At 62.9% G+C, this 14675-nt stretch carries 12 protein-coding genes; 8 read left to right on the top strand and 4 right to left on the bottom strand.

Features of this window, described 5'->3' with window-relative positions; all coding sequences use genetic code 11:
• The first annotated feature begins 118 nt into the window (after positions 1-118).
• The 8 genes from CIC12_RS07860 to CIC12_RS07825 all read left to right on the top strand — a co-directional run bounded on the left by CIC12_RS07860 (position 119) and on the right by CIC12_RS07825 (position 9523).
• A complete protein-coding gene (locus tag CIC12_RS07860) occupies positions 119-1456 on the top strand; it encodes an LLM class flavin-dependent oxidoreductase (protein ID WP_168663576.1) in 1338 nt (445 codons plus the stop codon).
• 160 nt (positions 1457-1616) lie between these two features.
• Entirely contained in the window at positions 1617-2891 is a 1275-nt protein-coding gene (gene soxC, locus CIC12_RS07855; protein ID WP_168663575.1) for a sulfite dehydrogenase, read from the top strand.
• A complete protein-coding gene (locus CIC12_RS07850; RefSeq protein WP_168663574.1) occupies positions 2884-3471 on the top strand; it encodes a c-type cytochrome in 588 nt (195 codons plus the stop codon). The genes soxC and CIC12_RS07850 overlap by 8 nt, the downstream gene beginning before the upstream one ends.
• A 206-nt stretch (positions 3472-3677) precedes the next feature.
• The gene (locus CIC12_RS07845) at positions 3678-4586 is read left to right on the top strand and encodes a TauD/TfdA family dioxygenase (RefSeq protein WP_168663573.1); all 909 of its coding nucleotides are present in this window, start codon (positions 3678-3680) and stop codon (positions 4584-4586) included.
• A 48-nt stretch (positions 4587-4634) separates the two neighbouring features.
• Positions 4635-5687, top strand: a complete 1053-nt coding sequence (locus CIC12_RS07840; protein WP_168663572.1) for an ABC transporter substrate-binding protein — start codon at positions 4635-4637, stop codon at positions 5685-5687.
• A 61-nt stretch (positions 5688-5748) separates the two neighbouring features.
• Positions 5749-6579, top strand: a complete 831-nt coding sequence (locus CIC12_RS07835) for an ABC transporter ATP-binding protein (RefSeq protein WP_168663571.1) — start codon at positions 5749-5751, stop codon at positions 6577-6579.
• Positions 6576-7454, top strand: coding sequence for an ABC transporter permease (locus CIC12_RS07830; protein WP_168663570.1), 879 nt, complete (start codon positions 6576-6578; stop codon positions 7452-7454). The genes CIC12_RS07835 and CIC12_RS07830 overlap by 4 nt, the downstream gene beginning before the upstream one ends.
• Positions 7455-7963: 509 nt before the next feature.
• Positions 7964-9523 (top strand): cellulase, encoded by a 1560-nt coding sequence (locus CIC12_RS07825; protein WP_168663604.1) that lies wholly within the window; start codon positions 7964-7966, stop codon positions 9521-9523.
• 384 nt (positions 9524-9907) lie between these two features.
• Here CIC12_RS07825 and CIC12_RS07820 read toward each other — a convergent pair whose 3' ends face one another.
• The 4 genes from CIC12_RS07820 to CIC12_RS07805 form a co-directional block, all read right to left on the bottom strand.
• Positions 9908-10366: an acyl-CoA dehydrogenase family protein gene (locus tag CIC12_RS07820; protein ID WP_238812439.1), complete on the bottom strand. Its 459-nt coding sequence runs from the start codon at positions 10364-10366 to the stop codon at positions 9908-9910.
• Positions 10367-10569: 203 nt separating this feature from the next.
• Positions 10570-11967, bottom strand: coding sequence for an LLM class flavin-dependent oxidoreductase (locus CIC12_RS07815; RefSeq protein WP_168663569.1), 1398 nt, complete (start codon positions 11965-11967; stop codon positions 10570-10572).
• Positions 11964-13700 (bottom strand): dipeptide ABC transporter ATP-binding protein, encoded by a 1737-nt coding sequence (locus tag CIC12_RS07810; RefSeq protein ID WP_168663568.1) that lies wholly within the window; start codon positions 13698-13700, stop codon positions 11964-11966. Before CIC12_RS07810 ends, CIC12_RS07815 begins: the two co-directional genes overlap by 4 nt.
• 19 nt (positions 13701-13719) lie before the next feature.
• Positions 13720-14670: an ABC transporter permease gene (locus CIC12_RS07805; protein ID WP_168663567.1), complete on the bottom strand. Its 951-nt coding sequence runs from the start codon at positions 14668-14670 to the stop codon at positions 13720-13722.
• Positions 14671-14675: the final 5 nt, after the last annotated feature.

Genomic DNA, 14675 nt, shown 5'->3' with positions numbered 1-14675 from the left:
CTGCACGGCTAACGTCGGCTCCTTCGCTATCCAGATCACCCGCGAGCGCCGCGGCTCCAGGCCGGTCCAGAAGCGCACGCGGTGCGGACACATCGTCAACCCTTCTTCGCGGACCTCCATGAGCAGACGTAGCGGGCACTTGCACCTCGGCGCGTTTCTTTATCCATCGGGACATCACATCGCGGCGTGGCGGCATGCCGAGGCGCAGGCCGATGCCGGCGTCAATTTCCGCCATTACGTCCAGCTTGCCCAGGCGGCCGAAGCCGCGAAGTTCGACCTGGTGTTTCTGGCCGACGGTGTGGGTACGCGCGGCGACAACGTCGACTTTCTGAGCCGTACCGCGCACAGCTATGTCGCACAGTTCGAACCGATCACGCTGCTGTCGGCGCTGGCGGCGGTGACCGAACGCATCGGCCTGGTCGGGACAGCCTCGACGAGCTTCAACGAGCCGTATCACATCGCGCGCAAGTTCGCGTCGCTCGATCACATCAGCGGTGGACGTGCGGGCTGGAATCTGGTCACGTCGTCGAGCGAGCACGAGGCGAAGAACTTCAATCGCGACAAGCATTTCGATCACGCCGAACGCTACGAACGCGCGACCGAGTTTGCGCAAGTCACGCAAGGGCTTTGGGACAGTTGGGAAGACGATGCGTTTGTTCGCGACAAACCCAACGGACGTTTCTTCGACCCGAAAAAGCGGCATGTGCTCGATCATAAGGGACGCTTCTTTCAGGTCCGAGGTCCGCTGAACGTCGCACGCTCTCCGCAAGGGCATCCGGTCGTCGTGCAGGCGGGGTCGTCGGAAGCGGGCAGGGAATTGGCGGCGAGCACGGCCGAGGTGATCTTCACCGCGCAGCAAACGCTCGCGGACGCAGTCGCCTTTTACGCCGACGTGAAGGGACGCATGCAGGCTTATGGCCGCGAGCCCGACGATCTGAAGATCATGCCGGGCGTATTCCCGATTGCCGGACGCACCGCGAGCGAGGCGAACGAAAAGTTCGAGCAGTTGCAGTCGCTCGTCGATCCGAAGGTGGGACTCGCGCTGGTGTCTGGACTCACCGGTGGTGTCGATCTGTCGGACTATCCGCTCGACGGGCCGATTCCCGAGTTGCCGGAAACGAACGCGAGCAAGAGCCGGCAGTCGTTGACGATCGAGTTGGCGCGGCGCGAGAACCTGACGATACGCCAGCTCTATTTGCGGGTAGCGGGTGCGCGGGGTCACTGGCAACTTGTCGGGACTCCGGAGCAGATCGTCGATCAACTCGAAGAGCGCTTCGTGAACTATGGCGCAGACGGTTTCAATGTCATGCCGCCGGTGCTGCCGAACGGCCTGACCGATTTCGTCGAACTCGTGTTACCGGAGTTGCGCAGACGCGGCCTGTTCCGCAGCGAGTACGAAGGGCGCACGTTGCGCGAGAACCTCGGTTTGCGGCGGCCCGCGCATCGCGCTCGATAGGTGGCTTTCGTCGGGCCACGCGCTGTGTTGTGCGTGACGCGCCCACATCAGCGATGCTGCGATCGATATCACAATAGATTGTTTGGCGGGTTTGCGCTCGGTTGTTAGCATCACCGGCTTGCCTACGAGCCCACCAGTACGACAAAGCGCCGCCGCCATCATGAATGCCCGCATCCCGCCGCCGCATCCGTCGCCATCGCGCACTCGCCGCCGCCTGCTCGGGCGTCTCGCCGCAGGCGGCCTCGTCGCCTCGCACGCCGCGGCGGCCGCCGAACTGCTCAAGCCGCTCGACATCGCGCCGTCGAGCCGTGTGCCCGGTGCGCCCATACTCGAGCACCCGTACGGTGTGCCGTCGCCACACGAGGCGGACGTCGTGCGGCGCAGCGCGCGGGCGTGGCCGCTGCCCGGCGCGGCTTCATCGATGACGCCGCTTGCCGATCTGCACGGCACGCTCACGCCGAACGGTCTGGTCTATGAACGGCATCATGGAGGCGTGCCCGAGATCGACCCCGCTCAGCATCGGCTCGCGGTTCACGGACTGGTGCGTACGCCCAAGCTGTTCACGATGGACGACCTGCTGCGCCTGCCGTCCGAATCGCGCATCCATTTTCTCGAATGCTCGGGCAATACCGGCAATGAGTGGAATGGGCCGAGCGGCCTGCCGGTGCAACTCACGCATGGTCTGCTCTCGTGCTGCGAATGGACCGGCGTGCGCTTGTCGACCTTGCTGGAAGAAGTGGGCGGCCTGTCGAATCAGATCGATCCGGCGCGTGGCTGGCTGCTCGCCGAAGGCGCGGATGCCGCCGTGATGACGCGCAGTTTGCCGCTCGAACGGATACTCGAGCGCGCACTCGTCGTGTACGCGCAAAACGGCGAACGCCTGCGTCCGGAGAACGGTTATCCGCTGCGTCTGATCGTCCCCGGCTTCGAAGGCAATACGAACGTCAAGTGGCTGCGCCGTCTGAAGGTAGTCGATGCGCCGTTGCAAACGCGCGAGGAAACCTCGAAGTACACGAGCCTGCTCGCGAACGGCACCGCCCGTCAGTTCGCGTTCGAGATGGATGCGAAGTCGGTCATCACGCGGCCCTCGCCGGGGCATCGCCTCACCACGCACGGCTATTACCCGATCACGGGGCTCGCCTGGTCAGGGCGTGGAACCGTTCGCAAGGTCGAAGTATCGACCGATGGCGGGGCGACCTGGCGTCTTGCACGTCTCGATGGCGCGATTCACGATCGCGCGCTCACGCGCTTTCAGGCGGACTGGCGCTGGGACGGCGGCCCCGCCGCGATTCTCTCTCGCGCGACTGATTCGACCGGCTACGTGCAGCCCACACGCGCGGAACTCGTTGCCGCTCGCGGGCTGAACTCGCAGTACCACTACAACGCGATTCAGCAATGGCGGGTCGACGCGAACGGCGAGGTGCGTAATGCGTGATGCTCATTCGACACGCTGGCGAGTGCGCGCGGCGTTGGCCGCATGGCTCTCGCTATGCACGCTGGCCTCCTGTTCGTCGATCGCACCGGATGCGTCCAACGTTCAGGGCGCGGCGCCCGACCACGGCGTCGGCACGCCGCTCACCGAACGGGAGCTCGCTGCCTGGAACATCGACATCGCGCCGGATGGCCGCGGTTTGCCCGCGGGCAGCGGCGACGTCGCCACGGGCGCGCATCTGTTCGCCGCGAAGTGCGCGGCGTGCCACGGCGCACAGGGCCAGGGCGGGCTCGGCGATCCGCTGGTCGGCGGCCAGGGCACGCTGAGCAGTGCAAAGCCGAAGCGCACCGTGGGCAGCTACTGGCCCTATGCGACGACGCTGTTCGACTATATCCGCCGCGCGATGCCTTACAACGCGCCCGAATCGCTGTCCGCCGACGAGGTCTACGCGCTCAGCGCGTTCCTGCTGAACCAGAACGGCATCGTTGCAGCCGATGCGCGCCTCGACGCGGCGTCGCTGCCACGCGTGGTGATGCCCAACCGGCAGGGTTTCGTGGCCGATCCACGCCCCGGACGGCTATGACGCGCAGGCCCGCCGACGCGAAGGCCGAGGCGGCGCCCGCGAGTAAAGCGCCCGTGCCGCGCCGGAATGCGTTAAAGCATCGGGTTTATCACTCCAGCAGATAAACGTATCGGATTTGCTTCGTTGTCGCCGCGCGCGTGCGCCGGTACATTCGTTGGACTGCGCCCTCGACGGCGTCCTCCGAACAGATCAACGACGAGTTTCCTGTGACGACTGCCTTTGCCCCCATTGCTGCCGGCCATGACGGCCACGCCATTGAAGCCCAGCCCTTCGAGATTCGCGCGTTCGACGGTCCCGTCGGCGCGGAAGTCCTCGGGCTCGATCTCGGCAAGCCGCTGAGCCAGGACGATTTCGCGCGCATTCATCGCGCCCACCTCGATCACCATGTGCTGGTGTTCCGCGACCAACGCATCACGCCGGATCAGCAGATTGCTTTCAGCCGCCGATTCGGCCCGCTGCAGATTCATGTGCTGCATCAATTCCAGTTGCCGGGCTATCCGGAAGTGCTGGTGGTGTCGAACATCGTCGAGAACGGCAAGCCGATCGGTCTCGGCGATGCGGGTCATTACTGGCATTCCGATCTGTCGTACAAGGAAAAGCCGAGTCTCGGTTCGCTGCTGCATGCGCAGGAATTGCCAGCCGAAGGCGGCGACACGCTGTTCGCCAACATGCACCTCGCGTGGGACACCTTGCCCGCGCATTTGCGCACCGCCGTGGAAGCGCGTCAGGCCGAGCACACGTATCTCGCCAAATACGCGGAACTGCAGAAGCGCAGTCCGTGGCGGCCCAATCTGTCCGCTGAACAGATCGCCTCGGTGAAACCGGTCGTGCAGCCGATCGTACGCACGCATCCCGAGACCGGCCGCAAGGCGCTGTTCGTCAGCGAGCATTTCACGACCCGCGTGATCGGTTTGCCGGAAGACGAGAGCAAGGCGCTGCTCGACGAAATATTCGCCCATAGCGTTCGCCCCGAACATCTGTACCGGCATCAGTGGGCCGAGCACGACATGGTGTTCTGGGACAACCGCTCGCTGATGCATCTCGCGGCGGGCACACCGGACCATCTGCGCCGAAAACTATATCGCACGACGATCGAAGGTGACGCGCCGTTCTGACGGCACCGTTGCCCGCCTTGACCACACTACACGCTGACCGGAGTTCCAATGCTTGCCAGGTTTCGCCCGACCGCCGCGCGGCCGTCGTTTGTCCGCCGTTTTTCCGCGACTTTGCTGACCGTATCAATGGGCATCGCGGGCTTCGCGGCCACCGCCCCCGCGCATGCCGAGGGGCAGATTCGCGTCGCCGAACAGTTCGGCATTGTCTATCTGTTACTGAACGTCGCGCGTGACCAGCAATTCGTCGAGAAAGAAGGGCGTAAAGAGGGGCTCGATATCAAGGTCGACTGGGTGAAGCTCTCGGGCGGCGCTGCGGTCAATGACGCGTTGCTGTCCGGTGCGGTGGACATCGCGGGCGCCGGCGTCGGTCCGCTGCTGACGATCTGGGACCGCACGCACGGCAAGCAGAACGTCAAGGGCGTCGCGTCGCTCGGCAATCTGCCGTACTACCTCGTCAGCAACGATCCCAACGTGAAGACGATTGCCGACTTTACCGAGAAGGATCGCATTGCGGTGCCGGCCGTCAACGTGTCGGTGCAATCGCGCGTGCTGCAATATGCGGCCGCCAAGCGCTGGGGCGACAAGGATTACAACCGTCTCGACAAATTCACCCAGGCGTTGCCGCATCCTGACGCGGCCGCGGCGATCATTGCGGGCGGCACGGAAATCACCGGGCACTTCGGTAACCCGCCGTTTCAGGAGCAGGAACTGGCAGGCAATCCAAAAGCGCATATCGTGCTGAACTCATACGACGTGCTCGGTGGACCGAGTTCGGCGACCGTGCTTTACGCCACCGAAAAATTCCGTGACAACAATCCCAAGACGTACCGCGCATTCGTCGATGCATTGGCCGACGCCGCGCGTTTCGTCACGGCCAATCCCGAAGCCGCTGCCGATATCTATATCCGCACGAATCAATCGAAGATCGACCGCAATCTGCTCGTGAAGGTCATCAAGAATCCGCAGGTGCAATTCAAGGTGGCGCCGCAGAACACATTCGGGCTCGCCCAGTTCATGTATCGCGTGGGCGTGATCAAAAACGAGCCGAAGTCGTGGAAGGACTACTTCTTTGACGACCCCGCGACGGCGACGGGGAGCTGAACATGTTCATCATTGCGCGACATTTGCCGGCGCGTTTAGTCCACACACACGGAGCAATCTGATGGTGGCCAATCCCACGCTTCTGTTTCCGAACCGCGACGGGCAGACCGCCACGGCGACCAGCGAAAGACTGCTCGCGGTCGAAAACGTCAACCTCGAATACCGCACGCGCGAGCGCATCGTGCGCGCGACGCACGACGTCAGCTTCGACGTCTACGGCGGCGACCGCTTCGTACTGCTCGGGCCGTCGGGTTGCGGCAAGTCGACGTTGCTCAAGGCGGTGGCGGGTTTCATCCAGCCGACTTCGGGCAGCATTTCGCTCGACGGGCAGACCGTGCGCGGCCCCGGCGCCGATCGCATCGTCGTGTTTCAGGAGTTCGACCAGTTGCCGCCGTGGAAGACGGTGCTGCAGAACGTCGCGTTTCCTCTGCGTGTCGCGAAGAAGCTCTCTCGCGCCGAAGCGAACGGGCGCGCGCTGCACTATCTGGAGAAGGTGGGACTGGCTTCGTTTGCGAATGCTTATCCGCATACGCTGTCGGGCGGCATGAAGCAGCGGGTTGCGATTGCCCGCGCGCTGGCGATGCAGCCACGCGTGCTGCTGATGGACGAACCGTTTGCCGCGCTGGATGCGCTCACGCGCCGCAAGATGCAGGAAGAACTGCTGCGGCTATGGGAAGAGGTGAACTTCACGCTGCTCTTCGTCACGCATTCGATCGAGGAGGCGTTGGTGGTCGGCAACCGGATCCTGCTGCTGTCGCCGCATCCAGGCCGCGTGCGCGCCGAGCTCAACAGCCATCAGTATTCGCAGGATAGCTTCGGACGCAGCGATTTTCAGCGCAGCGTCGCACGTATTCATCACCTGTTGTTCGAGCAGACGGAGACCGTTCAATGAGCTCGCCTGTCACGTTGCTGCCGCCGGTTCGCGAGGAGTACGAACGCCCGCTCGAACCACTCGGCGAACTCGTTCTCGAAGCGCCGTTGCCGCTCGGCAAACGTGTCTTTGCGCAGGGCTGGTTGCGCAAGACGCTGATTGCGCTTGTGCTGATCGCCGGATGGGAGATCGCCGCGCGCCTGGTGGACAACGATTTGCTGCTGCCGACGTTCGGTGCGACGTTCAGCGCGTTCGTGCAAGGCATCTGGTCCGGCGAATTGCTGCAAAAAGCCGCGGTGTCGATGTCGGTGCTGCTGCGCGGTTATCTGCTCGGCGCGGCACTCGCCTTCGTGCTGACCTCGCTTGCCGTGTCGACGCGCGTAGGGCGCGACTTCCTGTCGATGCTGACCGCGATGTTCAACCCGTTGCCGTCGATCGCGCTTTTGCCGCTCGCGTTGTTGTGGTTCGGTCTCGGCACCGGCAGCTTGCTGTTCGTGCTGGTGCATGCGGTGCTGTGGCCGCTCGCGCTCAATACGTACTCCGGTTTTCAGTCGGTGCCCGCGACGCTGCGGATGACCGGGCGCAACTACGGCCTGACGGGCTTGCGCCACGTGCTGCTGATCCTCGTGCCCGCGGCGCTGCCATCGATTCTGGCGGGTTTGCGTGTGGGCTGGGCGTTTGCGTGGCGGACGCTGATCGCGGCTGAATTGGTGTTCGGCGCGAGTTCGGGCAGCGGCGGACTGGGCTGGTACATCTTCCAGAATCGCAATGAGCTGTACACCGACCGGGTTTTCGCCGGGCTAGCGGCGGTGATCGTGATCGGGTTGCTGATTGAACACCTGGTGTTCGATACGCTGGAGCGCGTCACGGTGCGGAGATGGGGTGTTCAGCAGTAGTGGGTTTTGCGGCGTAAGAGATTCATTTTGACGCTTCGCTCGGGTCGTCCAATGACGCTTATCCGACAGCGCAGGGTCGCGCGCAGTGCGAGAACGCATGTGCGGCGAATGGAGTTGCGTCGAAGCGGCAGGCGGAATGGGTTTCAACTTCCGCCTTATTTTTACGCCTTGGCGAATAAAGCAGAATTCGGGACAAATACTGGAACGTCCGAACGATATACGATTCTGTGCGCGACGTGCGGTTGAGGGCGCCAGCGCGTGCGGCATCGGGCGCGTTCGCCACGCAGGGTCTTCACCCGACACGTTCATACTGGCGCCAATCAGCGAACTACTACGCTTTCCTTAACAGTCAAATGTCGTTATTTACTTAAAATGTCACACACTGCATAAAAAAATAGTGGTGTTTTATGGAGCAAATATAAACGCAGAACGCGTAACGATTGGAATACAATCCCAGATTCCTGTGCGACCAGATACGGTCTATCGTGGAAAAATTCCTGCGCGATCAATTGAATTTAGCAAGGTCCAGGCTCGGCTGGAGTGTCCTCATTTTGGCGCTGTTCGGGTGCCGGGTTGCGATCGGCCAGACCAATACGCCCGTACCTGGCATTAACCTGGGCAGTGAAGTCAGCGACATCATCTTCCGGAATGCCGACAATCCGACTCAGGCAATCAGCAATTACATGGCTGGCCTGGCGGCGACAAAGGCCCGCTGGGTTCGCATCGTCATCAACTGGGAGCAAACCCAACCCTCGCCAACGATCATCAACGACAGCGATCCTAATCCGGGCGCCAGCAGTGGGTTGAGTTGGGGAGTGGCGGACACGATTATCCGGGCCGCCCGCAATAACGGCTTAAGAGTGCTGGGCGTGATTTTGCTGACCCCTCCATGGGCGGCGAGTTCGGCCTGTTCCAGCAGCTATCAGCAAGCGAATTACGTTCCATTCTGGCTGTGCGCGCCCGATCCGACTCTCTATACCAATTTCGCGCGGGCCGCTGCCAAGCATTACAGCAGCGATAGTTACGGTGGCCAGGTCGACGCGTGGGAGATCTGGAACGAGCCGAACTGCGGCGGTGATTTCATGCCTCACGATCCCGCTCTTTACACGACGATCCTGAAGAGTGTCTACCCGGCTATCAAGCAGGCAAATCCAGGCGCCTATGTATACGCTGGCGGTAGCGCAGGCTGTCCTACGTGGCCGAATAACGCGACCGGTGCTCTGCCGTCGAATGGCATTGTTGGGCTCGTCAATTCGACCAACCCCAGCTACCCGGCGCCAATGCAGTGGAACCCGCGCGACTGGCTGGCAGTGATGTACGCGAAGGGTGCGCACGGATATTTCGATGCGCTTGCCCATCATCCCTACTGTTATAGCGACGACTGGCAGTCGGCGCCCGACCAGTGCCCGAGCACGACGCTCAACTCGGCGTTCCCGCAATACTCGAATGCATTCAACATGATGTGGCATACGTTTTCGTCGCCATCGTACGGTTGGCCGGAAAGCGATGGAGGAAACACATTTGCGAGCTATACGGGCACGAGCCTGCGCGAACAGATGAACGCGCACGGCGACGGAGCGAAGGCGATCGCCCTCACCGAGTTCGGCGTGCCGACCACGGGTTCGGATGGCGCGACAAATTTCACGGGTTATTTGGGCGACGACCTAACCACGTACACGAACGCCAATTTTAAAGTCTGGACGGACCTCTCGTCTTACCTGACGCAGGCCAACCAGGCACGCGAATACAGTGCACTGATGGCTTGGGTTGGGCGTCAACCGAAGGGATGGTATGGTCCGGTCTACGTGTACAGCTATTCGGACCAGGCACTGTGGTTGCCGAGCAGCACGAACGTCTACGAACCGTACTTCGGCATCATGACGCTCGGCTCGACGACAGGATCGACGGGCAACACGGGTGCGGCGAAGATTGCTGGGAGTTCTCAGGCGCCGTCGAGTCACTACTATCCCGCATGGCCCAATTTTGGCGCCATGGCAGCGGCTGCCGCGACTGGCAGCGGGGGATACGCACCGATAGGTCCAGGCTGGTTCAACGCGCAGGGCAAGTAACTCGTCGTCGTGCCTCCAGATGACCGAATAGAGTCGGTCGCAGCACATCATTGCCGGCCACGCCGAAAGCGTGTGCAAGCGGGCGCGTCCCCACCGGCGTCTGTCGGCGGGCGCAGTGCGCCGAAGCCGCGTTCCTTGAGCGTCGTGATCTTCTCGCGCGGCAACCGATGATTCCGTTCCCGTTCCTCGGCAAGGAAACCTTGACCTTAAAGCTCACTTGAGAATTCTCGTGCGATCTGTTGCTGTGTTTCCTCACAGCGGAGGTGGAGGATCACTCGTGGTGGTTAAAATAATGCGGGTCGTCCCAGTCGGCGTAGAGCGAGCCTGTGCTGTAATACTTTTCGCCATTAAGACGCCAACGGCTATTGTCGGCCGGATCGCGCATCAGGTGACCCAGTTGTGAGTCGAACCCGTGCGTTCGGAAATGGCGGCGCCGAACAGCACACCATTCGCGGCCGGTCTGAGCCAACGTTCGCGCGATGCTTCGTCGCTGGTTTCGAGCCGCGTTTCGATGGAACCGAAATTGAGCCGCAGAATTTGCGGGAGATTCGAATTCGCTTCTCCCAACTTCACGAGCAGTCTGAAAAATTGTGGGAGCGTGATGCCGTCGCCGCCATATCGTTTCGGAACTCGCAGGGCGGTAAAGCCTGCATCGCGCAGCCATTGAATGGCTTCATAAGCGAGTTCGCGGTTCTGCTCACGTTCGACCGCGCCCGCTGCAACGCGCTCGAAGAGTTTGCTAAAGCTCGCTTCGAGAATGGCGTCGAGGTTTAGCGGAGTGTGAGTGTCGGCGGTTCGAGCAAGATCGGCGATCTGGGCCGGGTGCTTCGGCAAAGTGGACATGCTTGCCTGATCGGAGAGTCGTGGTAACCCGATACATTAAGCATCGCGAACCGTTTGAAAAAACAACAAAACGCCATAAGTTTATCGGCGTTTTGCGATGCAATTGTTCGAACGATGAATCACGTGCCATAGCGTGGAAAGCGTTTGATCAAGCGTCTTTGCTGGGTCTTTCCGACAGACCGCAATGTGGCGAGCGAACACGTTCACACCTGCTGCGCGCGCCTTTTGTCTCTCGACAGCTGCCGCACTTCGTCACGCAGTTGCCGCGCCGGGTGATGGTCCGGCAGCAGTGGTCCGCGTCCCGAGATCTTGTTGCGCAGAGTGCCCGGCGCATACTCGGTCTGCATCAAGCCGCGTTTTTGCAGCTCCGGCACGACCTGATCGACGAATTCAGTCCACCAGCCGCGCGTCGTCACCGGCACCACGTTGAAGCCGTCGACCCCCGCGTCCGCATACCGCTGCACTTCATCTGCGATCTGTTCGGGCGTGCCGGCAAAGCGGCCCGAAACGGTTTCCTTCAACAGGTCCGCGAACGTCACCGTGCGATCGGGCGCGGCTTCGATAAACGCGCGGACGTTGCCGCGAACGTGATTGTTCTGGAGCAGTTCGGAGAGCGGCTGGCCCGGATCGATGTTCGATAGATCCACCCCGAGTCCGCCGCTGTAGAACGATTGCAACGCGTCGACACTCAGCCACTCCTTCAACTCACGGCGCCGCGCGTGTGCCTCCGCCTCGGTCGAGCCAATCACCGGCGCGAGCGGCACGATGATTTTCAGCTCGTTGTCGCGGCGGCCGAGCGCGCGGGTTCGCGCGCGCAGATCGGCGACGTGATGCGCCGCGCTTTCGGGCGTGCGCGCGGCGATGAAGGTGGCCTCCGCGTGGCGCGCGGCGAAGCGGCGACCGGCTTCAGACCCGCCAGCCTGAAACAGCAGCGGCGTGCGTTGGGGCGAGGGCTCTGAAAGATGCGGGCCTTCCACCGAATAGCGCGCGCCGCGATGGTGAATCTTGTGCACTCTGGCAGGCTCGGCGAAGACGCCGCGCGTGGCGTCGGTGACAAGCGCGTCGTCTTCCCAGCTGGCCTCCCACAGCTTGTAGACGACGTCCACGTACTCTTCGGCCCAGCGATAGCGTTCGTCATGTTCTTCGAGCGCTGCGTGGCCGAAGTTGCGCGCCGCATTGTCGAGATACGACGTGACGATATTCCACGCGACGCGGCCGTCGGTCAGATGATCGAGCGTGGACAGCTTGCGTGCGAAGTCGAACGGATGGTCCTGAATCACCGAGCTGGTCACTGCGAAGCCGAGGTGCTCGGTCACGGCGCCGAGCGCCGACACGAGGCTCGCCGGATCGAGACTGGGAAACTGCATCGCGGTGCGGATCGACGTGTCGCCGTTGCCGCGAAACTTGTCGTAGACGCCCACTACGTCGGCCAGAAAAACGGTATCGAAGCGGCCGCGCTCGACTGTGCGCGCCAGATCGAGCCACGGTTGCAGACGTTTGTAGTCGAGTTGCCCCTGGCCGTCGGGATGTCGCCAGTAACCATGGCTATGGTGGTTCGGCGTGACGTGCGTGAAAGCGTTGTAGATCAGACGGCGGGTCATGTGAGCAGCTCGGCGGGGTGAGGGGCGGCGAGAAGGGTGCGCGGACGCACGGGCAGGACGGCGTCGAGCAGCCGGCGGGTCGAAGGTTGAACGGCGTTCGCGCTGAGGTCGGCGGCATCGAAGCTTTCGATGATGCGGCCTTGCTCCATCACCGCAACGCGATCGCACAGGAATTCGATCACAGGCAGGCTGTGGCCGATGAACAGATACGTCAGGTCGAGCGTCTCGCGCAACTCCAGCAGCAGATTAAGGATCTGCGCCTGGATCGAAACGTCGAGCGCGGAGGTCGGCTCGTCGAGCACGATGAATTCCGGCTTCACGACGAGCGCTCGCGCGATCCCGATGCGCTGGCGCTGTCCACCGGAAAACGCATGCGGGTAGCGATGCAGGTGACGGGCTTCGAGCCCGACGCGCTCCAGCGCTTGCCGCGCGAGTTCAAGAGCGTGGTCTTTGTCTTCCGCCACGCCGAGCCGCAACGCTGGATCACACAACTGATCGGAAAGCGTGCGGCGCGGATTGAGCGCCGAGGTGCTGTCCTGGAACACAAACTGGAACCGTTGGCGAAAGCGCTTCAGGGCAAGCCGATCGAATTGCGTCACCTCTTCGCCAGCGAAATGGACCGAGCCCTCGGTGGCCGGCGTCAATTGCGCGACGACCCGCGCGAGTGTCGACTTGCCGGAACCCGAGGCGCCGATCAGGCCGAAGATTTCGCCGCGTTTGACCTCGAAAGCGACCTCGCGCACGGCCTCCAGGGTATGGATGCGCGAAGGCCACCACGAGCGCCGTGTCACGAAAGCTTTGGATAAGCCTCGAACCTCGAGGAAAGGTGGCGCAGCATCAGCGTTTTGCGGCGAGGCTCGCTGAACCGGCGGGAAGCGAGCCTCTTTCACGAGGGGCCGGGCAGCGCCGCCCAGCCGCCGAGCCGGAGTCCGATCGGCGCGCCGCAAACCCAGCTCGGGCACGGCGTCGATCAGACGGGCGGTGTATGCATGGCGCGGCGCAGCCAGGACTCGAGCGGTCGCGCCCTGTTCGACGATACGGCCTGACTTCATCACCGCGACGCGGTCGCTCAGCCACGACACCACGCCGAAGTCGTGCGTGATGATGAGAATCGCCGTGCCGAACTCGCGATTCAGCTCCTTCAGTAGCGCGAGAATTTCTTTTTGCAGGACGGTGTCCAGCGCGGTGGTCGGCTCGTCGGCGATCAGCAGACGCGGCCGGTTCATCGCCGCGAGAGCGATCATCACGCGTTGTCGCATCCCGCCGCTCAACTGGTGCGGATAAGCACGCAACACGCGTTCGGTGTCCTGTATGCCGACGCGTTCGAGCCACTGCGCCGCGCTGGCTCGTGCCGAGGCCGCATCGAGATCACGACGGCGCAGGCGCGCCATCTCGATCAGCTGATCGCCGATACGAAACGACGGGTCAAGGGAACTCAGCGGATTCTGGAAGACCATGGCGATACCGCTGCCGCGTATCTGCTGGAGCGAGTCCTCGGTCAGATCGAGCAATGGTTGCCCGTCGAAGTGGATGTCGCCCCGTATCTCCACTTTGTCGTGCGGCAGCAGCCCGGTAATGGCTGCCGCAGTCACGCTCTTTCCCGACCCGGACTCGCCGACCAGCGCGACGATCTCGCCTGGCTCGATGGCGAGGCTGACGCCGCGCACGGCCGGCTCAGCGGCTCGCCGGCCGACGAAGTCGACCTCTAGATGTTCAATAGTGAGCAGCGTCACATTATCTCCTTGCAAGGCCTTAATCGCGCGGGTCGAGCGCATCGCGCAGACCGTCGCCCAACCAGTTGAAGGCGAGCGAGAGCACGACGATCGCGAGAGCCGGCAAAGTCGCGACATGAGCGCCGCCGAGCAGCATCAGGCGGGTACCTTCGCTGACCATGCGTCCCCAGTCGGCGGTCGGCGGCTGGACCCCGAGTCCGAGGAAGCTCAGGCCAGCCACGAACACGATCATCCCGCCAACAAGCGTCGTGCCGTAGACGACCAGGGGCGTCAGCACGTTCGGCAGAATCTCGCGGAGCACGATGTTGAACGACGACGCGCCAAGCGCCTGGGCGGCCTCGATATATTCCTTGTCTCGTTCGGCACGCACGCCGGCATAGACCACGCGCGTCAGATACGGCAGCGCGCTGAGCAGCACCGTAATGCCCACCGTGACGAACCCCGGACCGAGTGTCGTCGCCAGATTGATGGCGAGCAGGATCATCGGAAAAGCAAACAGTATGTCGATGAGCCGCATCACGAGCGCAGCGGCTCGGCCTCGTGCGAAGCCGGCATAAAGACCGATTGCGAGGCTCAGCACGCATGCGGTCGCGACCGCTATCACCACGACGGCGAGTGCGCTGCGTCCACCCCAGATGAGACGGCTGAGCAGATCGCGTCCCTGATCGTCGAGCCCGAGCCAGTGGCCCGGCGTGCCGATGCCCGCGAGCCGCAGAGTGGGATCGCCGAGGTTCGGATCGTAGGGCGCGAGCCATGGCGCCGCGACGGAGATGAACGTGACCAGCACGATCACCACCACGCCAATCGCGGCCAGCCGGTTGGAGCACAGACGCGCGAGCGCATCGTGCCCGCGCGGGGGCACGTCGAGCGCCACTTCGTCATGCGGCTCGGAGTCAGGGACGTGCGCGGCGTCCGCGGTATTGGCATAGGCGTGATACGCGCTTTTATGCAGAGCATCGAGATGAGTCATCTCAC

Source organism: Paraburkholderia sp. SG-MS1, from assembly GCF_012275575.1.
Lineage (GTDB): Bacteria > Pseudomonadota > Gammaproteobacteria > Burkholderiales > Burkholderiaceae > Paraburkholderia.
Note: the sequence above shows the minus strand (reverse complement) of the source record. Positions and strands in the feature narration are given on the sequence as shown.

Coding starts and splice junctions, on each gene's coding strand:
- CIC12_RS07860 (WP_168663576.1), top strand. CDS start 119: ATGAGCAGACGTAGCGGGCACTTGCACCTCGGCGCGTTTCTTTATCCA.
- soxC (WP_168663575.1), top strand. CDS start 1,617: ATGAATGCCCGCATCCCGCCGCCGCATCCGTCGCCATCGCGCACTCGC.
- CIC12_RS07850 (WP_168663574.1), top strand. CDS start 2,884: ATGCGTGATGCTCATTCGACACGCTGGCGAGTGCGCGCGGCGTTGGCC.
- CIC12_RS07840 (WP_168663572.1), top strand. CDS start 4,635: ATGCTTGCCAGGTTTCGCCCGACCGCCGCGCGGCCGTCGTTTGTCCGC.
- CIC12_RS07835 (WP_168663571.1), top strand. CDS start 5,749: ATGGTGGCCAATCCCACGCTTCTGTTTCCGAACCGCGACGGGCAGACC.
- CIC12_RS07830 (WP_168663570.1), top strand. CDS start 6,576: ATGAGCTCGCCTGTCACGTTGCTGCCGCCGGTTCGCGAGGAGTACGAA.
- CIC12_RS07820 (WP_238812439.1), bottom strand. CDS start 10,366: ATGTCCACTTTGCCGAAGCACCCGGCCCAGATCGCCGATCTTGCTCGA.
- CIC12_RS07815 (WP_168663569.1), bottom strand. CDS start 11,967: ATGACCCGCCGTCTGATCTACAACGCTTTCACGCACGTCACGCCGAAC.
- CIC12_RS07805 (WP_168663567.1), bottom strand. CDS start 14,670: ATGACTCATCTCGATGCTCTGCATAAAAGCGCGTATCACGCCTATGCC.